The organism is Pseudomonas sp. SK3(2021) (assembly GCF_016772375.1).
Lineage (GTDB): Bacteria > Pseudomonadota > Gammaproteobacteria > Pseudomonadales > Pseudomonadaceae > Aquipseudomonas > Aquipseudomonas chlororaphis_I.
Genome location: NZ_CP061943.1, coordinates 5,588,592 through 5,608,657, shown reverse-complemented (window position 1 = coordinate 5,608,657; position 20,066 = coordinate 5,588,592). Strand labels below are relative to the sequence as shown.

At 62.2% G+C, this 20,066-nt stretch carries 23 protein-coding genes, 1 pseudogene and 1 riboswitch; of the genes and pseudogenes, 12 read left to right on the top strand and 12 right to left on the bottom strand.

What is annotated here, in order from left to right; translation table 11 throughout:
- Positions 1–36: 36 nt before the first annotated feature.
- Together IF690_RS24765 and upp are read right to left on the bottom strand one after the other, a co-directional pair.
- Positions 37–1,311: a uracil-xanthine permease family protein gene (locus tag IF690_RS24765; protein ID WP_202697746.1), complete on the bottom strand. Its 1,275-nt coding sequence runs from the start codon at positions 1,309–1,311 to the stop codon at positions 37–39.
- Between the two features lie 2 nt (positions 1,312–1,313).
- The gene (gene upp, locus IF690_RS24760) at positions 1,314–1,952 is read right to left on the bottom strand and encodes a uracil phosphoribosyltransferase (protein WP_007928379.1); all 639 of its coding nucleotides are present in this window, start codon (positions 1,950–1,952) and stop codon (positions 1,314–1,316) included.
- 166 nt (positions 1,953–2,118) lie between these two features.
- Here upp and IF690_RS24755 point away from each other — a divergent pair, with 166 nt between their 5' ends.
- The 4 genes from IF690_RS24755 (at position 2,119) to IF690_RS24740 (ending at position 4,160) form a co-directional block, all read left to right on the top strand.
- Positions 2,119–2,676 (top strand): hypoxanthine-guanine phosphoribosyltransferase, encoded by a 558-nt coding sequence (locus tag IF690_RS24755; RefSeq protein ID WP_007928381.1) that lies wholly within the window; start codon positions 2,119–2,121, stop codon positions 2,674–2,676.
- Between the two features lie 3 nt (positions 2,677–2,679).
- The gene (locus tag IF690_RS24750; RefSeq protein WP_202697745.1) at positions 2,680–3,153 is read left to right on the top strand and encodes a WbuC family cupin fold metalloprotein; all 474 of its coding nucleotides are present in this window, start codon (positions 2,680–2,682) and stop codon (positions 3,151–3,153) included.
- A gap of 170 nt (positions 3,154–3,323) precedes the next feature.
- On the top strand, positions 3,324–3,809 hold the full coding sequence (locus tag IF690_RS24745) for a hypothetical protein (RefSeq protein WP_202697744.1): 486 nt from the start codon (positions 3,324–3,326) through the stop codon (positions 3,807–3,809).
- A 63-nt stretch (positions 3,810–3,872) separates the two neighbouring features.
- Positions 3,873–4,160: a PA4642 family protein gene (locus IF690_RS24740; protein ID WP_202697743.1), complete on the top strand. Its 288-nt coding sequence runs from the start codon at positions 3,873–3,875 to the stop codon at positions 4,158–4,160.
- Between the two features lie 92 nt (positions 4,161–4,252).
- Here the strand turns inward: IF690_RS24740 and mqo are convergent, their stop codons facing one another.
- The gene (mqo, locus tag IF690_RS24735; protein WP_202697742.1) at positions 4,253–5,764 is read right to left on the bottom strand and encodes a malate dehydrogenase (quinone); all 1,512 of its coding nucleotides are present in this window, start codon (positions 5,762–5,764) and stop codon (positions 4,253–4,255) included.
- 733 nt (positions 5,765–6,497) lie between these two features.
- Positions 6,498–6,731, bottom strand: coding sequence for a hypothetical protein (locus IF690_RS24730; protein ID WP_202697741.1), 234 nt, complete (start codon positions 6,729–6,731; stop codon positions 6,498–6,500).
- Positions 6,732–6,937: 206 nt separating this feature from the next.
- Here IF690_RS24730 and IF690_RS24725 point away from each other — a divergent pair, with 206 nt between their 5' ends.
- Positions 6,938–7,522, top strand: a complete 585-nt coding sequence (locus IF690_RS24725) for a YajG family lipoprotein (RefSeq protein WP_009045547.1) — start codon at positions 6,938–6,940, stop codon at positions 7,520–7,522.
- Between the two features lie 146 nt (positions 7,523–7,668).
- Here the strand turns inward: IF690_RS24725 and IF690_RS24720 are convergent, their stop codons facing one another.
- Entirely contained in the window at positions 7,669–7,875 is a 207-nt protein-coding gene (locus IF690_RS24720; protein ID WP_009050770.1) for a hypothetical protein, read from the bottom strand.
- Between the two features lie 187 nt (positions 7,876–8,062).
- Here IF690_RS24720 and IF690_RS24715 point away from each other — a divergent pair, with 187 nt between their 5' ends.
- Positions 8,063–8,350: a hypothetical protein gene (locus IF690_RS24715; protein WP_023967359.1), complete on the top strand. Its 288-nt coding sequence runs from the start codon at positions 8,063–8,065 to the stop codon at positions 8,348–8,350.
- 115 nt (positions 8,351–8,465) lie between these two features.
- Here IF690_RS24715 and IF690_RS24710 read toward each other — a convergent pair whose 3' ends face one another.
- Complete coding sequence (locus IF690_RS24710; protein WP_202697740.1) at positions 8,466–9,635, bottom strand: 1-acyl-sn-glycerol-3-phosphate acyltransferase; 1,170 nt, start codon at positions 9,633–9,635, stop codon at positions 8,466–8,468.
- Positions 9,636–9,774: 139 nt separating this feature from the next.
- Here IF690_RS24710 and IF690_RS24705 point away from each other — a divergent pair, with 139 nt between their 5' ends.
- The 3 genes from IF690_RS24705 to IF690_RS24695 are packed head-to-tail and all read left to right on the top strand — an operon-like array spanning position 9,775 to position 10,884.
- Complete coding sequence (locus tag IF690_RS24705) at positions 9,775–9,957, top strand: CPXCG motif-containing cysteine-rich protein (RefSeq protein WP_124322244.1); 183 nt, start codon at positions 9,775–9,777, stop codon at positions 9,955–9,957.
- Between the two features lie 11 nt (positions 9,958–9,968).
- Positions 9,969–10,229 (top strand): putative signal transducing protein, encoded by a 261-nt coding sequence (locus IF690_RS24700; protein WP_202697739.1) that lies wholly within the window; start codon positions 9,969–9,971, stop codon positions 10,227–10,229.
- A gap of 34 nt (positions 10,230–10,263) precedes the next feature.
- Positions 10,264–10,884: an SOS response-associated peptidase gene (locus IF690_RS24695; RefSeq protein ID WP_053280831.1), complete on the top strand. Its 621-nt coding sequence runs from the start codon at positions 10,264–10,266 to the stop codon at positions 10,882–10,884.
- 225 nt (positions 10,885–11,109) lie between these two features.
- On the opposite strand, the gene IF690_RS29385 is transcribed toward IF690_RS24695, so the two are convergent.
- Both IF690_RS29385 and IF690_RS29380 read right to left on the bottom strand, forming a co-directional pair.
- Positions 11,110–11,853 (bottom strand): methyl-accepting chemotaxis protein, encoded by a 744-nt coding sequence (locus IF690_RS29385; RefSeq protein ID WP_370686835.1) that lies wholly within the window; start codon positions 11,851–11,853, stop codon positions 11,110–11,112.
- Between the two features lie 111 nt (positions 11,854–11,964).
- A pseudogene (locus IF690_RS29380) lies at positions 11,965–12,162 on the bottom strand (HAMP domain-containing protein); the annotation flags it as partial.
- A 1,359-nt stretch (positions 12,163–13,521) separates the two neighbouring features.
- On the opposite strand from IF690_RS29380, the gene IF690_RS24685 reads away from it, so the two are divergent.
- Positions 13,522–14,337 carry a M48 family metallopeptidase gene (locus tag IF690_RS24685; RefSeq protein ID WP_202697737.1) on the top strand — a complete coding sequence of 272 codons (816 nt, stop codon included), beginning with the start codon at positions 13,522–13,524 and terminating at the stop codon, positions 14,335–14,337.
- A gap of 110 nt (positions 14,338–14,447) precedes the next feature.
- Here IF690_RS24685 and IF690_RS24680 read toward each other — a convergent pair whose 3' ends face one another.
- The 3 genes from IF690_RS24680 to IF690_RS24670 all read right to left on the bottom strand — a co-directional run bounded on the left by IF690_RS24680 (position 14,448) and on the right by IF690_RS24670 (position 17,293).
- Complete coding sequence (locus IF690_RS24680) at positions 14,448–15,032, bottom strand: TMEM165/GDT1 family protein (protein ID WP_009045541.1); 585 nt, start codon at positions 15,030–15,032, stop codon at positions 14,448–14,450.
- 88 nt (positions 15,033–15,120) lie between these two features.
- Positions 15,121–15,244: riboswitch (yybP-ykoY riboswitch) on the bottom strand.
- A 51-nt stretch (positions 15,245–15,295) separates the two neighbouring features.
- Positions 15,296–16,294 carry a methyltransferase gene (locus IF690_RS24675; protein WP_202697736.1) on the bottom strand — a complete coding sequence of 333 codons (999 nt, stop codon included), beginning with the start codon at positions 16,292–16,294 and terminating at the stop codon, positions 15,296–15,298.
- A 33-nt stretch (positions 16,295–16,327) separates the two neighbouring features.
- On the bottom strand, positions 16,328–17,293 hold the full coding sequence (locus IF690_RS24670; RefSeq protein ID WP_202697735.1) for a 2-hydroxyacid dehydrogenase: 966 nt from the start codon (positions 17,291–17,293) through the stop codon (positions 16,328–16,330).
- Positions 17,294–17,375: 82 nt separating this feature from the next.
- Between IF690_RS24670 and IF690_RS24665 the strand changes: the two genes are divergently transcribed.
- Together IF690_RS24665 and IF690_RS24660 are read left to right on the top strand one after the other, a co-directional pair.
- Positions 17,376–18,005, top strand: coding sequence for a LysE family translocator (locus IF690_RS24665; RefSeq protein WP_009050760.1), 630 nt, complete (start codon positions 17,376–17,378; stop codon positions 18,003–18,005).
- Between the two features lie 138 nt (positions 18,006–18,143).
- Complete coding sequence (locus IF690_RS24660) at positions 18,144–19,244, top strand: hypothetical protein (protein WP_202697734.1); 1,101 nt, start codon at positions 18,144–18,146, stop codon at positions 19,242–19,244.
- Here IF690_RS24660 and IF690_RS24655 read toward each other — a convergent pair.
- Entirely contained in the window at positions 19,237–20,010 is a 774-nt protein-coding gene (locus IF690_RS24655; protein WP_202697733.1) for an AraC family transcriptional regulator, read from the bottom strand. The two genes, IF690_RS24660 and IF690_RS24655, sit on opposite strands and share 8 nt — an antisense overlap.
- Between the last annotated feature and the right edge of the window lie 56 nt (positions 20,011–20,066).

The following is a 20,066-nucleotide window of genomic DNA, read 5'->3' as shown; positions in this document are numbered from 1 at the left end:
GCTGGCCCGTGACAGGTTTCCGGCTGACGCGGATCCTCAGATCAGCGGCTCGTCAGCCCTCTTGTTCTTCCAGCTGTCGTTGCCCGGCAGGATCAGGTTCAGCGCAATCGCGACGATGGCGCACAGGGCGATCCCTTTCAGGCCGAAGTCGTCCGGACCGGTACCGGTACCGATCAATACCCCGCCAATCCCGAACACCAGGGTCACCGAGACGATCACCAGGTTGCGGGCTTCGCCCAGGTCGATCTTGTGACGGATCAGGGTGTTCATGCCCACCGCTGCGATCGAGCCGAACAACAGGCAGAGAATCCCGCCCATCACCGGTACCGGAATGCTTTGCAGCAGTGCGCCGAACTTGCCGATAAACGCCAGGCTGATGGCGAAGATCGCCGCCCAGGTCATGATTTTCGGGTTGTAGTTCTTGGTCAGCATCACCGCGCCAGTCACTTCGGCATAGGTGGTATTGGGCGGACCGCCGAACAGGCCGGCGGCAGTGGTGGCGATGCCGTCACCGAACAGGGTGCGATGCAGGCCGGGCTTCTTCAGGTAGTCGCGACCGGTCACGCTGCCGACTGCGATCACCCCGCCGATGTGTTCGATGGCGGGTGCCAGGGCCACAGGAACGATGAACAGGATCGCCTGCCAGTTGAACTCCGGCGCGGTGAAGTGCGGCAGGGCCAGCCAGGGCGCCGCGGCGATCTTCGCGGTATCGACCACGCCGAAGTAGAACGACAGGGCAAACCCCACCAGCACCCCTGAGATGATCGGCACCAGGCGGAAGATGCCTTTGCCGAACACCGCGACGATCAGGGTGGTGAGCAGCGCCGGCATCGAGATCAGCATCGCCGTCTGGTAATGAATCAACTCGGTGCCGTCGCCGGCCTTGCCCATCGCCATGTTGGCGGCGATCGGCGCCATGGCCAGGCCGATGGAAATGATCACCGGACCGATCACCACCGGCGGCAGCAGCCGGTCGATGAAACCGGTGCCCTTGATCTTCACCGCCAGGCCCAGGAAGGTATAAACGAAACCGGCCGCCATCACGCCGCCCATGGTCGCGGCCAGGCCGAACTGGCCCTTGGCGAGAATGATCGGGGTGATGAAGGCAAAGCTGGAGGCCAGGAATACCGGTACCTGGCGCCCGGTCACGAGCTGGAACAACAGAGTCCCGAGACCCGCCGTGAACAGCGCCACGTTGGGGTCGAGACCGGTAATCAGCGGCATCAACACCAACGCGCCAAAGGCCACGAAGAGCATCTGCGCGCCAGACAGCACCTGGCGCCAGAGCGGATCGTTGAACTCATCCCGCATGCTCAGGCGTCCTTCTGCTTGGTGCCGAAGATCTTGTCGCCGGCATCGCCCAGGCCCGGGATGATGTAGCCGTGCTCGTTGAGTTTCTGATCGATGGAAGCGGTGTAGATGGTCACGTCCGGGTGAGCTTTCTCGACGGCTTCGATGCCTTCGGGGGCGGCGACCAGCACCATGGCGCGGATGTCCTTGCAGCCAGCCTTTTTCAACAGGTCGATGGTCGCGACCATGGAGCTGCCGGTGGCGAGCATCGGGTCGATGATCATGGCCAGGCGTTCGTCGATTTCCGGAACCAGTTTTTCCAGGTAAGTGTGCGCCTGCAGAGTCTCCTCATTGCGGGCCACGCCCACGGCGCTGACCTTGGCGCCCGGGATCAGGCTGAGCACGCCTTCGAGCATGCCGATACCGGCGCGCAGGATCGGCACCACGGTAATCTTCTTGCCGGCGATCTTCTCGACCTGGACAGGGCCGCACCAACCCGGAATCTCATAGGATTCGAGCGGCAGGTCCTTGGTGGCTTCGTACGTCAGCAGGGCACCGACTTCCTGAGCGAGCTCGCGGAAGTTCTTCGTGCTAATGTCGGCGCGGCGCATAAGGCCAAGTTTGTGTCGGATCAGCGGATGGCGGATCTCACGGATGGGCATAGGGAAAGGCTCCGGCGGCGGGCAAAAAAACCGGCCTAGATTAATCTATCCGAGGGTGTTGTCCTATAGACATCTCAGTACGTTAGTCCAGAAACGCTTGATTCGACCGGGCCGGATGCGTACCTTTGCTCGCTTTTCCGAAACTGCCACCCCCCTGGAGAGCGCCATGTCCGCTGATCTCGAGCATATCCGTCAAATCATGCGCGAGGCTGACTGCCTGTACACCGAAGCTGAGGTCGAGGCGGCCATCGCCCGAGTCGGTGCACAAATCAATGAACAACTGGCGGAGCGCAATCCGGTGGTGTTCTGCGTGATGAACGGTGGCCTGATCTTCTCCGGCAAGCTGCTGACCCATCTTAAATTCCCGCTGGAAGCTTCCTACCTGCACGCCACCCGCTATCGCAATGAAACCAGCGGCGGCGAGCTGTTCTGGAAATCCAAGCCGGAAGTGTCCTTCATCGACCGTGACGTGCTGATCATCGACGACATCCTCGACGAAGGTCATACCCTGGGCGCGATCATCGACTTCTGCAAACACGCCGGTGCCCGCGCGGTGCACACCGCCGTGCTGATCGACAAGGACCACGACCGCAAGGCCCGTCCCGACTTGAAAGCCGACTACGTTGGCCTGCCATGCGTGGACCGCTACATCTTCGGTTACGGCATGGACTACAAGGGTTACTGGCGCAACGCCGCCGGCATCTTTGCCGTCAAGGGCATGTAAATCATGAGCGGGCCGAGCTTTCTGGATCAGTCGCTGTTTGCCGAACTGGCCGAAAAAGCCTCGGCCAGCCCCCGTGGTCGCCACCACCACAACTTCCATCAGATGCAAGAGCCTTGTCACCGCTTGGCGGTGGGGCTGCAACCATCCACCTACATCCCTCCCCATCGCCACCTGAGCGACGACAAGGCCGAGACCCTGCTGGTGCTCAAGGGGCGCCTGGGCCTGCTGATTTTCGACGACGCCGGTCAGCTGTTGGGTAAACGTGTGCTGCAGGCGGGTGGGGATTGCCTGGGCGTCGACCTGCCGGTCGGTATCTACCACGGCCTGGTGGTGCTTGAGCCCGATAGCCTGATGTTCGAATGCAAGGCCGGGCCTTATCGTCCGGTCGGCGAAGGTGAACTGGCCGCTTGGGCTCCCCGCGAAGGTGAGCCGGGTGTGGCCGAATACCAGGCCTGGATGCGCGCCCAGTTCGACTGAGCGCCATCCTCGCTCCTGTAGCCGCTGCCGCAGGCTGCGATCGAGTGGCACGCTCGTAGCGATCTCAAGGATGTCAGAGGTCCTGCGGACCTATCGCAGCCTGCGGCAGCGGCTACAGGGTGCAAAGGACAACCCATGCTAGAGTGCATCACCCTTGCCTGGAGTCCCTCATGAGCCTGTTGATTCGCAGTTGCGCGGCCTTTGTTCTGATCCTGAGCCTGCCCCTGGCCGCCGCCCCGGCGCCCATGCACGCGCAGTTCCTGCCCCCCGATGAGCTGACCCTGCGGGATGCCGCCCCCGAGCAGCAACAGTTGTTGCAGGTCACCGAGTACTCGGTGGTCATCGGCAGCCAGCGCCAATCCAACCAGCAACCGATCCCGGTCACTTCGCCGCTGCTGGTCCGTCTCAAGGGCAAGCCGCTGAACAAGGGTGCGACCATCAGCCAGGTGCTGGTGAATTTTGACGGCGAGAGCAAAAGCCTGAAAAAACCGCAGTTCGACGACAAGACCAAGACCCTCACCCTGTTCTACCCGCTGGCCCAGTATCGGGTGGTGATGGACCTGCTGCGCAACGACACGGTGTATTGCCAGTTCCTCAGCTATGCCAACGGCCACATCTGGGCCGATCTGCACACCGGCGCGGTACGCTCGCGTTGAGGCCCGACGCGGCCTGGGGGTAAACTGCCTGCCCCGTGAAATGTCTGCGAGCTGGAGTCGGCAATGCGTAAAGATAAGAAACAAGTGATTGGTGACGAGATCGGCGATGCGCAGATCAAACTGTTCCTCGATTTCGAGCCGGCCGACGCCACTTCGCCGTCCCTGCACAAGCTGATCAAGGCCTATCGTGGCCTGCGTATCGACGACTTCGAGCGTTTCCTGGTGTTCTTCGTCGAGGCCGGCTACGACCTGGACGGCAAGGACGAACACGGCAAGGACTTCGTGGCCCTGGTCCAGGACCAGCGCAACGCCGCCGACTACATCGAACTGATCGAGAAAGCCCACGGTTGAAAGCTCGTCGCCCCGGCTGTGGTTGTCTTTAAGCGGCCATAAAAAAAACGCCCCGTTCTCCAAGAGAGCGGGGCGTTTTTCATGGGCGTGGCTTAAGCGTAGCTTTCGGCTTCGCTGCTCTGCTCGACCAGCTCCAGGCTGACGTTGTTCTCGCTATTGATCTTGCGATACAGCGTGGCGTCGGTTTCCAGGGCCTTTTCACGGGCCGGGAAGATTTCCTTGAGCTTGCTGGCCCACTCACCGGTCGCCTTGGCCGGGAAGCAGCGCTCGATCAGTTCGAGCATGATCGAGACAGTCACCGAAGCGCCTGGCGAAGCGCCAAGCAGGGCGGCGAGGGAGCCGTCCTTGGCTGCGACCAGTTCAGTGCCGAACTGCAGCACGCCGCCTTTCTTCGGATCTTTCTTGATGATCTGCACCCGCTGGCCGGCCACTTCCAGGCGCCAGTCTTCGGCCTTGGCTTCAGGGTAGAAGCGGCGCAGGGATTCCAGGCGTTGTTCCATGGATTGCATCACTTCGCTGACCAGGTACTTGGTCAGGTCCATGTTGTCGCGAGCCACGGCCAGCATCGGGCCGATGTTGCCGGCGCGAACCGACAGCGGCAGGTCCATGAAAGAACCGTGCTTGAGGAATTTGGTGGTGAAGCCGGCGTAAGGTCCGAACAGCAGGGACTTCTTGCCATCGACCACCCGGGTGTCCAGGTGCGGCACCGACATGGGTGGCGAACCCACGGCCGCCTGGCTGTAGACCTTGGCCTGGTGCCGCTTGACCACTTCCGGGTTGTCGCAACGCAGCCACTGGCCGCTGACCGGGAAGCCGCCAAAGCCTTTGCTTTCCTCGATGCCCGAAGCCTGCAGCAACGGCAGCGCCGCGCCGCCGGCACCGAGGAACACGAACTTGGCGTCGACGTCGCGGCTGTTGCCGCTGTTGACGTCCTTGATGCTCACGGTCCAGCCGTTGTCCTTGTTGCGTTTCAGACCGGTCACGCGCTTGCAGTACTTGACCTGGGCATCGGGTGCGCTGGTCAGGTGCTTGAGCAACTGGTTGGTCAGGGCGCCGAAGTTGACGTCGGTGCCGTTGATCACGCGGGTGGCGGCGATGACTTCGTCAGCCGGGCGGCCAGGCATCATCAGCGGCATCCACTCGGCCATCTTGGCCTTGTCCTCGGTGTATTCCATGTCCGCGAAAGCGTGGTGCTTGCTCAGCACTTCATAGCGCTTCTTCAGGAAGGACACACCGCTCTCGCCCTGGACGAAGCTCAGGTGTGGCACCGGGCTGATAAAGGACTTGGACGAGCCGAAGGTGCCTTTCTTGGTCAGGTAGGACCAGAACTGCTTCGACACCTCGAACTGGGTGTTGATGTGCACGGCTTTCTTGATATCGATGGAGCCGTCGGCGGCCTGTGGCGTGTAGTTCAGCTCACAGAGGCCGGCGTGGCCGGTACCGGCGTTGTTCCACGGGTTGGAACTCTCCGCGGCACCCGAATCCATCAGCTCGACGACTTCCAGCTTGATCGCGGGGTCGAGTTCTTTGAGCAGTACAGCGAGGGTGGCACTCATGATGCCGGCCCCAACCAATACGACGTCTACTGCTTCGTTATGCGCCATTAACGCGTCTCCAAAATCTGCAGCACCAAATTGACGGCATAGCTGCCAGGAGTAGGGGGCGGTTCACGTTATGCCCCGGGTCACTCATGGCCAGGATCGCCATGTCCGAATCTTCGCAATTTTTCGCAACTTCGACGGACGCTACCAACCGGGCCTGATCCGCGTATGAACGCATTTCAGGGCAGGGGGGGCAATTCGACTTATGGTCAAGAGTCCGTTTGTGCAACCAAATCCGTAGCGGACAGGCTTCAAGCGCAAGTATCTGAGGCGTGCTCGGTCCTGTGTAATCGGGCTGTTGTAGACGCTAATGGTGCCAGTACAGACGCAAAACTATTCATTTGCTCGCCACACTCTTGTGAAGTTGTGAAAACCCGTTTTTTCACGCTCTTTTGAAGACGTGAACCTCAAAAAAGGGCTGTCCAAGCCTGGCACCGGCCCGAGGGGTGAATGCCGACATGGAAACACGTGGCATTAACGGGCGAACAGCTCAGTGGCCGAGCAATGGCAGCTCTGCAGATGCGCGAAAAGCGGTGGTTTGCAAGATGAACAGCAAGCACGCCGGCTTCACTCGATCTGTGTGGGCGGCTCTCTGTGGGCAATGCGGGGGAGCTGAGGCTGATGCGTCAGCGATGCTGCGAGGCCCGATCAGGAGACGTCCTTATAATCGGGGGGAGATTGTAACGAAGAAACGCGCAGAAATGATCCTGTTTAATGACTTTTATTAGGCTTTTGGTCAGGTAGCCATCATCGGTTGCACCCGGGCGCGGGCAAGGCGTGGGCTGACACGGGCGCTGGCGGGCAGCGGCTGGTGCAACCAGTTGAGACGGATTTCCTCGATTTCCACCCAGCCGTCGCCCATTGGCGGCACTTTGCAGTGTTTGAACGCCTGGCAACGGCCCTGGGGGTCGAGCTTGGCGAAGCTGCGGTATTTCTGGCGCGGAGCGAACAAGGACCAGAGGAAATGCATGGCGATGTACCTGTTGGGCAGTTGCGATGAAGAATGCCGCCTGGGCGTTACATGGCCATGTAACGCTCGTGACGGGGAGGTTACAGCAAGCGCCTGGTACCGAACCTGTATGAGAGCTGACTGACTCGCGCCGGGCCGCTGGTTAGCGGCCGCCGACCCCCGCTATACTGCGCGCCTGTCTGTGCCTGATTTCTGGAGAAATGAGCATGTTGCAACGCCTGTTGTTCGGTTTGATCACTGTGACCAGTTTGACGCTCGCTGGTTGCGCCCATAGCCCGCAACAACTCAGCCCGGAACCGAAGCTCACTACTCAGCTCGCGCCGGTCGGCCATGGCCAGCCTGTGGTAGTGAAAGTGGTCGACGGCCGTCCGTCGCCGACCCTGGGTACCCGTGGCGGGCTTTACCCTGAAACCAGCGCGATTACCGTCCAGGGCGCGCAGATCCTGCCGAAGCTGCAGGCCCAGGCCGAAGCCGCGGTGCGCCTGCTGGGCTTTACTCCGACCGCCAACGCGCTGAACGCTCCGCAACTGACCGTGACCCTGGCCGAGCTGAAGTATCAGTCGCCCAAGGAAGGCCTGTACGTGACTGAAGCCACCATCGGCGCGACTTTCCGCTCCGATGTGCAGAACGCCAACCGCCGCTACAGCGGTCGTTACGGCGCGTCCCTGGACCAGCGTTTCGGCATGGCGCCGAACCAGGAAACCAATACCAAGCTGGTCAGCGACGTACTCAGCGATGCCTTGACCCGCCTGTTCAAGGACCCGAGCATCGGCCAGATCCTCGGCGAATGATGGTAGCCGCTGCCGCGGGCTCGGGCCGCGTTCGGACGATAAGGCCCGAAGGGCCTTGCTTGACGGTTTCGGCGCTGTACACAAAAAGCCCGGCTTCCACAGAAGCCGGGCTTTTTATTGGCTGTCGATATGTTTAAAGCCTCGCCTCACGCCGCCTCGACGTAAAAATCCAGCACGCTGACCCCTGTCAGCAGGTCGGTTTCCGGCAGGTCGGCATGCTGGTGCCCGCCGAGGGCGCAATACACCAGCCAGTGGCGGTCCTGGACGTTGAAGGCCAGGCCACCGACCAAGGCTTCCTGTTCGTCGCTGGGGGCGATCAGGTAGAGGCGATCCTGGTTTTCTGCGTGCAGCATGACAAGCTCCGTGTCGGTTTCGAGGGGCGCCACACTGGCCTGTTTGTATGACGAACGTATGACAGGGCGAATTAACCGGCCAGCGGGTTGTTATCTGTCGGAAAGCCCAGGCAGAAAGTGGGCCTTTGGGTAAAATCCGCGCCGCGAGCCGCCAGGGCTCGTTATCCGGTTTCATTCGAGGTTCGTGATGTCGCTGCAACTGATCTGGTCGCTGTTCAGCGCCCACCCCGCCAAGCTGATCAATATTCTTGCCTTGCTGTTCGCCTTTCCCGGTAGCTGGTTGTTGCACGCCACCCGACGTCGCGAACAGCGCGCGCTGGCCAATCTGGCCGCCCAGGATCGATCCCGCTCCCAGGAACTGCCGGCGCAGGTGCTGGACGATGCGACCTTGCGCATGAACCGGTTCTTCTACCGCTTCGGTTTTGCCTGCCTGGGGCTGGCATTGCTGGTGTCGTGGGTCAGCACCCGGTTCTGATAGGCCCGGCGATCGCTATCGCGAGCATGCTCGCTCCTACAAGGGGCGTTACTCGCAATCAACGTACAGAAACGACAACGGCGCCCGAAGGCGCCGTTGTCGTGTGCGGTGAGCGTTATGGCAAGGCCAGTCCCGCCTTGACCCGATACTGATTGCGCACCGGCGTCGCATATTGCAGCACCAGGTACGGGCGATACTCTTCCGGGCAGGCGTCCAGGCGCCGTTGCCACTCTTCCTGGGCCTTGGCCAGTTCGTCCGCCGGGAACACCTGGGCCGCGCTTGGCACTTGCAGCGCCGGATCGGCACCGCTCCACTGGGCGTAAGCCAGGTAGTGCACCGGGAACAGGCGGTAACCGCCGAGGATCTGCCGGTCCATCTCCGCCGCCAATTGCTTGGTGTCCTCGAACAGTTCGCTGATCGGTGCGGCGAAGTTCACGTGGACCCGGCCTTTATAGCCGGTGATGCCCTTGGCGATGCTGATGTCGTCCTCGCCTGGAGCCTTGGTATAGCTGCCGGTGGTGGCGCGGATATACAGCTCGCGGGCCTTGGCCTGATCGCAAGGATCGTATTCGTAGCTGATCGACACCGGGGTCAGGTTCAGCGACTGGATGACCTCGCCGAACGGCTCGTCCTTGCGGCTCATGTGGAACATCTTGAGGATTGCCGACTCGGTACGGTCGTCGCCGTCCTTGGCCCGGCCTTCGGCCTGGGCGATCCAGATCGACGCGCAATCGTTGCGGATCGAGTGGTTGATGTAGGCCGACAGCAGTTGGTAGGCGGCCATTTTTTCCCGGCGACCGGTGATCGAACGGTGCACGATGAAGCTCTTGTTCAGGCGCATCAGGTCGCTGACGAAAGGCTTCTGTAGCAGGTTGTCGCCGATGGCGATGCGCGGGGTCGGCAACCCAGCGTGGTACACCGCGTAATTGACGAAGGCCGGGTCCATCACGATGTCGCGGTGGTTGGCGATGAACAGATAGGCGCTGCCGGACTTGAATTGCTCGACCCCGGTGTAGGTCACGCCGTCGGTGGCCCGTTCGATGGTGTGGTCGACGTAGAACTCGACCTTGTCCTGCAGGGTCGCCACCGAAGTGACTGCGGCGAACTCACGACGCAGCCGATGAGCTATAAGGGGTTTGAGCAGCCAGCCGAAAGCGCCGGCAAAGCGCGGGAAGCGGAAGTGGGTGAGGATATCTAGAAACGCCTTGTCGCCGAGCAGCCTTGCCAGCACCGCTGGTACTTCACTGTCGTCGTAAGGTCGGATGGCATCGAATTCGCCCATCATGCTCTCTTGTTGGAAACGGCTAGGTAAGAAAAAGTTTGGATCGAAAAATAGCCGGGCGCGGTCTGAAAAGTAAGCTCAGATCTCAATAGCCCTGCAAATAGACCGGCGATTATACGCACAAGTCACTCCGGAGGCCGCGATGCTGGAAACCGAGCACTATCAATGCCCCTACTGCGGGGAAGACGCCGAGGCCGTGCTGGACCTGTCCGGGGGCGATCAGCAGTACATCGAGGACTGTCCGGTCTGCTGTCGGCCCATTGTGTTCACGCTGCAGACCGACGGTCAGGAATGGATGCTCGAGGTGCGCAGCGAAAACGAATGACGGGGGGCTTTATGCGGCGAATCTACGAACCGGAAAACCTGCTGGAAGGGGAATTGCTCCAGGGCATGCTGGCCAGCGAGGGGATCGAAGCGCATCTGGTGGGGCGGGATTTGCTCGGCGGTACCGGGGAGTTGCCGATGTTCGGCCTGCTCGGGCTGGCGGTGGATAACGACCAGGCGCAATACGCCCGGGAGCTGATCGCCGCGTACAATGCCGCGCTGCCGATACCTGGCGACGAGCCGGCCAATCATGCCGGTGTGCTGATCTGTTAGGCTGGCCGTCGATTTTCCGAGAGTTGTTTGCCCCATGTGTGGACGTTATGCCCTGTTTCGCTGGAACCAAGCGTTTGCCGCCTTGCCCGGATTCCCGGCGGATCAGCAGGCGCAGTGGAATATTTCGCCCAACGATTCGGTGCTGATCCTGCGCAGCAGCGACGGCCAGCGCAACCTCGCCCGCGCCCGCTGGGGCCTGACGCCGCCCTGGCTGACCGATCTGTCGCGCACCCCGGCCCATGCCCGTGCCGAAACCCTGGCCGAACAGCCGATGTTCCGCGAAGCCTTTCGCCAGCGCCGCTGCCTGCTGCCGGCCAACGGTTTTTACGAATGGCGCGGCGGCACCCGCAAGCGCCCGTACTGGCTGACGCCAGGGGAGGGTTCGTCGCTGTTCTTCGCGGCGATCTGGGAAGCCTATCCGGTGCAGGAACAGGTCTGGCTGAGCACCGCGGTGGTCACCCAGCCGGCGGCCAGTCAGCGTCGGCCATTGATCCTCGATGCCCAGGGCCAGGAAGCCTGGCTCGATCCCGAGACGCCCTTGCCAGTGCTGCAAGCCTTGCTGGCCAGCCCGCCGGCTGCCTTGCGCGAGCGGGTGCTGGCCAACCTGGTGAACGACCCCAAGCTCAATGCCCCGGAATGCCTGACCCCGGGCTGACGCCCTCCCTGTGGCTCCAATCCGGAATCGTGTGGCCTGAATCAGCGAGCGCTTGGCACGAAATGCCGCCCAGCTCGATCGCAGCCTGCGGCAGCGGCTACAGAGCCCGTGTCGGTTTCTTGAGTCGCGCCGCAATTCCTGTAGTTGCCGCCGAAGACTGCGCAAAGTCCGCAGGACCTCCAGCCTTCGCATGGGGCACGCCTGCTTTGCGGTCGATCGCAGTGCTTACACCTTGAACTGATTGATCAGGCGCCGCTGCTGCTCGGCCAGCTTGGTCAGGCCGGCGCTGGCTGCGCTGGACTCGTCGGCGCCGCCCGCCACTTCATTGGCCACCTGGCCGATATTGATCACGTTGCGGTTGATGTCCTCGGCGACGGCGCTCTGCTCTTCGGCGGCGCTGGCGATCTGGGTGTTCATGTCGTTGATCACCGAGACCGCTTGAGTGATGGTTTCCAGGGCCTCGGCCGCTTTCGCCGCGTGCTGCACACTTTCGTCGGTGCGGTTCTGGCTGTCTTCCATGACCCGCACCACATCGCGGGTACCTTGTTGCAGCTGTTGGATCATCGACTGGATTTCTTCGGTCGCCTGCTGGGTCTTCTGCGCCAGGTTGCGCACTTCGTCGGCCACCACGGCAAAGCCGCGGCCTTGTTCGCCGGCGCGGGCGGCTTCGATGGCGGCGTTGAGGGCCAGCAGGTTGGTCTGCTCGGCGATACCGCGAATGGCAATCAGGATCGCGTTGATGTTCTCGCTGTCCTTGGCCAGTGTCTGCACGACGCCCACGGCCCTGCCGATTTCCACGGCCAGGGCGCCAATGGCGGTCGAGGTGTCGCGCACAATCCGCATGCCCTGGCTGGCGGCCTGGTCGGCATGGTTGGCGGCTTGCGCGGCCTGGGTCGCGTTGCGCGCCACGTCCTGGGCGGTGGCGGTCATCTCGTGCACCGCGGTGGCCACCTGGTCGATCTCGGCCATCTGCTTGTGCACGCCCTGGTTGGTGCGAATGGCGATATCGGCGGTGTGTTCGGAGGAGTCGCTGACGCTCTGCACCGAGGTCACCACCTGGCTGATCATCGCCTGCAGCTTGGCCAGGAAGGTATTGAAGCCCTTGGCGATCGAGCCCAGTTCGTCGGCGCGGTCACTGCTCAGGCGGCGGGTCAGGTCGCCTTCGCCCTGGGCGATATCGTCGAGCATGGCCACCATCTGCTTGAGTGGACGGGCGATGCCGTGGCCCACCAGCCAGATCACCAGCAGGCCGAGGCCGGCGATGATCAGGCCGACCATGGCCATGCCGAAGGTGTCGGCCTGGCGCTGTTCGGCCAGGTCGTTCTGCAGTTTCTGCAGGTCGGCCATGACGGCGTCCAGCGGCAGTTGCAGCATCAGGGTCCAGCGGGCGTCGGTCTGGCCAATGCCGAACGGCAGGTACAGCTCGATCCGCCCGTGGGCCTGATCGACGTTGTAGTTCACTTCGCCGCGCTTGAGGTTGCCCAGCTTGGCGACTTCTTCGCTGTCGAGAATGTCGCTGACCTTTTCACCGAACTTGCTCGGGTCCTTGGTGTAGGCCACCAGCCGGCCATTGCCACCGATCAGGGCCATTTCGCCCACACCGTTGTAGAGCTTCTGGTTGGCGCCCAGGAGCATTTCCTGGATGAAGTTCACCGACAGGTCGGCGCCGACTATGCCCTGGAAGGCCCCGTCGAGCAGGATAGGTTGAATAAAGGAGGCGAGCATGACGATCTTGTCGCCGACCTTGTACGGCGCCGGATCGATCACGCAGGATTTCTTGCTTTCCTTGGAGCACAGGTAGTACTCGCTGGCGCGTACGCCGGTGGACAGGACTTTCTGGTCGTCCACGTCCACCAGTTTGTCCAGGCCCAGGCTGCCGTCTTCGTTGCGGAACCACCACGGCAGGAAACGCCCGTTGCTGGCATCGATACCCACCACCTTGGTGTCGACATAGGCGCTGTCGTTATGATCGATGGCATTCTTTTCCCAGCCTATATAGGCACCGAGAATCTTCGGGTTCTGCGCGACATTTTCCTTGATCAGGTTGATCAACTGTTCGCGGCTGAGATTGAGCTGTGGATTGCCGTCCGCGCCCTTGCTGCCGATCAGCGCGTTGACCCGCACCAGCCCGCCGGCGATCAGCAGGGGCGCCTCGAGTTCACGCTGGATCTGGCTGACCTGGGTCTGGGCCAGACCGACCAGCCGCTGCTCGATGACTTGCTCGAACTGAGCCCGGGTTTGCTGCTGCACCATCTCTTGGGTCCGGGCACCGGCGAACAGGGCGTACAGCACCAGGGCAACGACCACGCTGAGGACGATGGCACCGGCCAGGGCGGCTACGGAAAACTGGATCGACTTGAATTTCATAAGGGCTCCGGACGCAGGAATGACGTCTGCCCCGATGTATCGGCAAGGCCCTCGCCGACCATGAGCGAGGATTGGAAAAATGGCTGTTTTGTAGGCTGGCATGTCGCAAATGGATAGCTGCCGGCCGTTGTCGGATGCGGTGGGGAGGGGGCTGTGAATTTTTTCCTACGCGGCCCTGTATCTGAAAACAGCGTGCTACACGTCCGTTGTATCTAGCGTCGATACACAACTGAGCCTAGGATACGCGCCATGTTTTCAGGGAGTGTCTTCATGAGTAAGAAGCAGGTTTTGGGTGCACTCACCGCTGCATTGCTGCTGTCGGGTTGCCAGTCGGTCAACACCACCAACAGCGGCGCCGTCGGGGTCGATCGCAAGCAGTACATGTTCAGCATGCTGTCGAGCGATGAGCTCAACCAGTCCTACGCGCAGTCCTATCAGCAGACGATCGGCGAGGCGAGCAGCAAGAACGTACTGGACAAGTCCAGTGCCAATGCCAGGCGCATCCAGGCGATCGCCAATCGGCTGATTGCTCAGGCCCCGGTCTTCCGCCCTGATTCCGCGCAGTGGAACTGGGAGGTCAACCTGATCAAGAGCGACGAGCTCAACGCCAACTGCGGCCCTGGCGGCAAGATCATTTTCTACAGCGGGCTGATCGACAAGCTGCAATTGACCGACGATGAGATCGCCGCGGTCATGGGCCATGAAATCGCCCACGCGCTGCGCGAGCACAGTCGTGAAGCGATGTCCAAGGCTTACGGGGTCAGCGCGCTGAAGCAGATCGCCCTGATCGCTGGCGCGCCACAGGAAGCGGTCGCCGTGGGTGACAACGGGGTCAACCTGTTGATGACCCTGCCCAACAGTCGTGGCAATGAAAACGAAGCCGACCTGATCGGCCTGGAACTGGCGGCCCGCGCCGGCTACAACCCGAACGCGGCCATCACCCTGTGGAACAAGATGAGCAAGGCTTCGGAAGGTGCGCCGCCTGAGTTTCTCAGTACTCACCCGGCGTCCAACAGTCGTATTTCCTCGTTGGAAGCGGCGATTCCGAAGGTGATGCCGTTGTACCAGCAGGCCAAGAAGTCCTGACGTGATGACACGGTGAGCAAACCGGCTCCCACGCAAAAAAAGCCCCGACTGGTTCGGGGCTTTTTTGCATCCGCAGGTTTGCGCGAAAGCGCGCCTGCAGAATGAGGCGCTTACAACCAGCCGCTGCTCTGCATGGCCTTGTACACCGCGACAATGGCCAGGATGAAGAACGCCGAGGCCGCGAGGCGACGGATCAGGGTCAGGGGCAGTTTCTCTGCCGCGAAATTGCCGGCCAGTACCACTGGGACGTTGGCGATCAGCATGCCGGCGGTGGTGCCGATGATCACCAGCCACAGTTCCGGGTATTGCGCCGCGAGCATGACCGTGGCGATCTGGGTCTTGTCGCCGATCTCCGCGAGGAAGAACGCGATCAGTGTGGTCAGGAAGGGGCCGAACTTGCGGGCGGTGCTGGCTTCGTCGTCGTCCATCTTGTCTGGCACCAGGGTCCAGAGCGCGGTCGCGGTAAAGCTCGCGGCGAGGATCCAGTGCAAGGTCGCATCCGAGAAGAAGCTGCCGAACCAGGCGCCTACCGCACCGGCTGCGGCATGGTTGGCCAGGGTCGCGGCGACGATGCCGGCGATGATCGGCCAGGGTTTGCGAAAGCGCGCGGCGAGAATGAGGGCAAGCAGTTGCGTCTTGTCGCCGATTTCGGCCAAGGCAACGATCGCTGTGGGAACCAGTAGAGAATCCAGCATCAGGGCATTCCTAAGGGGCGGGTCGACACGGCTATGACACGTACAGCCTTCCCGCCCCGGGTAAGGTGTGCGTGTCATAGGTCTTGTCAAACCCTGCGGTCCGTCTGTGCGGACTCTTGGGTCGCATGCGCCATGATCTGAGGATCAAGTATGTTGACGCATGCCGGGCGAGCGTGGCGCTCGCGGGAGACTACTCCCCTAGGACGGAGCGGATTCTGCCTAGGCAAAATCCATTCGGCAAGCGTTCTTTTGCAAAAAGGTTTTCAGCCGCGCTTGGCGCTGTAGATGCGAAAACCCTGGCCTTCGGCCTTGATCGAACAAGGGCCGAGATGCTCTTCGATCAGTGGTTGATAACGCAGGAAACTGTTGGCCACCAACCGGAGTTCGCCACCGGATTTCAGATGTTTGGCTGCTTTTCGCAGCAGGTTCTCTGTCGCCTGGTAGTCCGTGTGGACCCCGACGTGGAACGGTGGATTGGTCAGGATGGTGTTCAAACCCATGGGCGCGGCATCGATGCCGTCACCGGTCAGGACTTCGGCTTGCAGGCCATTGGCGGCCAGGGTCAGGCGACTGCTGGCAGCGGCGAAGGCGTCGACATCGAGCAGGGTCACGCTGTTATGCGGGTAGCGCCGTTTGATCGCCGCGCCCAGGACCCCGGCGCCGCAACCGAAATCCAGCAGGTGGCCGCTGGGCAGTTTGTCCAGGTGTTCCAGCAACAGGGCGCTGCCGCGATCCAGGCGACCATGGCTGAACACCCCCGGCAGGCTGACCACTTTCAGCGGTCCTTCGGCCAGCGGCAGTTCATATTCCTGGGCCAGGCTTTCCAGGCTGACGGCTTGTGGCGCGTTCTCTACCGTCACTTGCCACAGCTGGCAGTGCCGCGCGCTGTCGAGCTTGCGCGGTTTGCCGAAGGGGTTGAGCTGCTTGGCCGCGCGTTCGACGCCGCTGCGTTTTTCCCCGACCAGGTACAGCTCGCGCCCGGCCAGGCGCGAGGCGAGGGCGTTGAGCAGGTAGTCGGTCAGTTCCTTGGACTTGGGCAGGAACAGCACGGCGTTGGCAAAGGCTTGCTCGGGGGCGGTCACGCCGAAGTGGCTGCGCCCGGCGAAACGCGCATCCAGCGCGGCCTGGTCGCCAGCATGCCAGCACCAGCCATGGGCGGCTGGCAGGCGGCCGAGCAGATCGTCGGCGGGCAGGCCGGCCAGCAGCAGCGAGCCTTGAAACAAGTCAGCCTGACGAAGCAGTACTTCACTGCGCGGATCCATAATCTGCTCCTGGGAAAAAAGTGGCGCAGTTTATCAACTGACGACTCGCAGCGCTGTACCGCTGAAAAACGCCTGGGCGTTTTCCGCCAGCTGGCCGACGATGCGCTGCCGGGCTTCGCGGCTGCCCCAGGCGTTGTGTGGGGTCACGATCAACCGTGGGATGTCATGGGCCAGCAGCGGGTTGCCGGTGGTTGGCGGTTCGACGCTCAACACGTCGGTGGCTGCGCCGCCCAGGTGACCACGGCGCAGGGCGTCGGCCAGGGCCTGCTCGTCGATCAGGCCGCCACGGGCGGTGTTGACTACAAAGGCCTGGGGCTTGAGCAGGGCCAGCTCCCGGGCGCCGATAAAGTGCCGGGTGTGTTCGTTGAGCGGGCAGTGCAAGGTCAGCGCATCGACTTGCGGCAGCAGTTCATCCAGCGGTAAACGATCAGGGCGGGCCGGACGACCGGGAATCTGCCCCAGCAGCACGCGCATGCCGAAGGCTTCGGCCAGGCGGGCGACGGCGCCACCCAGCTCGCCATGGCCCAGCAGGCCCAGGGTCTTGCCTTGCAGCTCGACGATGGGGAAGTCCAGCAGGCAGAACTGCCGGGCCCGCTGCCAGCGACCGTCACTGACCGCCTGGCGGTAATCGTCGAAGCGGGTGGCGAGGTTGAGCAGCAGCATGAGGGTGTGCTGGGCCACCGATGGCGTGCCGTAGCCCTGGCAGTTGGCGACTGTAATGCCTTGGGCGCGGGCGGCGGCCAGGTCGACATTGTTGGTGCCGGTGGCGGCTACCAGGATCAGTTTCAGTTCGGGGCAGGCGGCCAGGGTTTCGGCATTGATCGGCACTTTGTTGCTGATTGCCACCTGGGCTCCCTGCAGGCGCTCGACCACCTGTTCGGGGTTGCTCCGGTCATGCAGTTGCAGTTCGCCGAAGCTGTGGCGCAGCGCGCCGAGATCGAGGTCGCCGAGGTCCAGGGAGCTGTGGTCGAGGAAGACGGCGCGGCGCTTGTTAGTCATCAACTGTACCTTTTGCACGAGGGTCTGAAGGCGTAATCTGCCGAGCCTAACAGATGAAATAATTAGATACACAGGAGTGTCCATGTACCTCGCCGAGTTCTTGACCGTTGCCCTTATTCACCTGCTCGCCGTGGCCAGCCCGGGCCCGGATTTCGCCGTCGTGGTGCGCGAAAGCGTGACCCACGGTCGCCGCGCCGGCACCTGGACGGCATTGGGCGTCGGTACCGCGATCTTCCTGCACGTGGGGTATTCGCTGCTGGGCATCGGCCTGATCGTGTCGCAGTCGATCGTGCTGTTCAACGCGCTGAAATGGGCCGCCGCCGCTTACCTGCTGTACATCGGCTACAAGGCCCTGCGCGCGCAGCCGGCCAAGCCGGCTACCGAGAACCTGCACCTGGAAGCCGGCGAGCGCACTGCGCGCGGCGCCTTCACTTCCGGTTTCGTGACCAACGGCCTGAACCCGAAAGCGACGCTGTTTTTCCTCTCGCTGTTCACCGTGGTCATCAATCCGCACACGCCCTTGGCCATCCAGGCCGGCTACGGCGTGTACCTGGCGGCGGCGACGGCTACCTGGTTCTGCCTGGTGGCGCTGCTGTTCAGCCAGCAGAAAGTCCGCGCCGGTTTTGCCCGCATGGGCCACTGGTTCGACCGCACCATGGGCGCGGTGCTGATTGCCATCGGAGTGAAGCTGGCCTTTACCGAGATGCATTGAGTCGGTCTTTCCCGCTTAGGTTCTTATCGGATATTTCTGATCATTAATTGGGATTAATCGTACAATCGTCCGCTTTTATGCCACTCCGGCCGGTCGAGCCCCTTGACCGCCCGGAGGGCGCGCGAGACCGGACGCTTGATGACGATACAAAAAGTACCGCAGCAGTTGCTCTATCTGGTTTATGGCGGCAAAGAAGTTTATCGCCATGAAGCGAAATTCAGCATTCTGACGGCCCTCGACCAGAGCAAGAGTGCCGAGCCGCTGGTGATTCGGGTCATGACCGACCGTCCCGAGGATTTCCGCGGCTGGCCGGTGCACGTGGTGCCGTTGAGTACGCAAACGCTGGTCGAGTGGCAGGGCGACCAGGGCTACTACCATCGGCGCAAGGCCTGTGCCTTTGCCGCGGGCCTTGGGCTGGCGGACAAGACCCTGTTTGTCGATACCGACACCTTGTTCGAGACCGATCCCCAGCGGCTGTTCGATCGTATTGCGCCCGGCCAGTACCTGATCGATGAAGACGAGTTTCTCTGGTCCGAAGTCCGTACCCGCCCCGAGTTCGTCAAGCTCGACCGCTACCTGCAGTCCCGCGGTCGGTCGGTGCCCGACGATCAGCGCCTGTTCAACAGCGGGGTCTGTGGCCTGACGGCTGGCGACGGTCCGTTGATGCAGGCCTCGATTGCCCTGATCGATGAGTGGAGCGCGCATATCAAGGACCTGCACACCCTGGAACAGATCGCCCTGTCATTTGCCTTGCGCGGTCAATCCGTGGGCGAGAGCAAGAATTGCATCTATCACTACTTCTCCGACAAGGACTTCTTCCACGCCATGCAGGCGCTGTTCTTCCAGCGTCACGGCGAAGCCTTCCGGCCGGAGTTGTTGCGCATGCAGCGCGAGGTGCCACGGCGCAAAACCTTGCCGTCGCTGTTTCAGCGCTCGCGGATCAAGTTCTACTTGAGGCGGCAGAACAAGGACATGCAAAAGGTCGGGCGCGACCTGCTGTATGGCAGCTGTGGCCCGATCTCACCTTATGTCGAGGCTTGTCGCCATGTCTGGTGGGATCAGGGTCTGCGCCAGATCCAGCGCCGGGGCATGAGCCAGCAGGCGCCGATTCGCGCGCTGGCGCGTGGCGAATGGCCGGCCGGGTTGCCCCGGCCGCAAAACCGCGACGTGGAAAAACGCCTGCGCCACTACCTGCAACAGCGGTTGCAGCCGCACGGGCCTGCGCACGTGGCTAAGTAATGGGGCCTAGCGCCTTGAGCTGATTCAGGGCACCGAGATATTCCCGCGGATGGTTGCCGAGCAAGCGGCAGAACATCGCGCTGAAGGCCCGGGCGCTGCCATAACCCAAGGCCGTCGCCACTTGCTGCACGCTCTCGCCGGCGATCAAACGTGGCAGGGCTTCCATCAGGCGCAGTTGCTGGCGCCAGGCATTGAAGCTCATTTGCAATTCCTGCTGAAACAGCCGCGCCAGGGTTCGTGAACTGGCGCCGACCTGCTGCGCCCAGTCTTCCAGGGTATTGGCATGATCCGGCGTCTGCAGCAGCGCCTGGCAAATGGCTTGCAGGCGCCGGTCACGGGGCATGGGGATATGCAGCGGCAGGTTTTCCAGGTGGGCGACTTCTTCCAGCATCAGTTGCTGGATCAGTGGGTTTTCCGCGTGTTCGCGATCCTGTACGGCCCGCAGGATCAGCTCGCGCAGCAGCGGCGTGACCGCCAGCACACAACATTGCTGCAACGAGGGCGGCGACAGCTCGGGGGCGATGAACAGCGAACGCATGTGCACATCGCCGGCCATGAAGATTTCATGTTCCACCAGGGGCGGAATCCACACCGCGCGGGTCGGTGGCAGGACCCATGCGCCCTGGGCCGTTACCACGCGCATGGTCCCGCGCACCGCGTACAGCAGCTGTGCCTCGCGATGCCGGTGCAACTCCTGGTGGGCGCCGTCGAGATAGTCGCGTGGGTAGGCGCTGACCGGGCCGTGTTGAAAGTGGCTGATTAACATGTCTGATTTGATGACTTTATTGTCAGGAGTGCGTTTTATAGCCAACCTAGCATAAC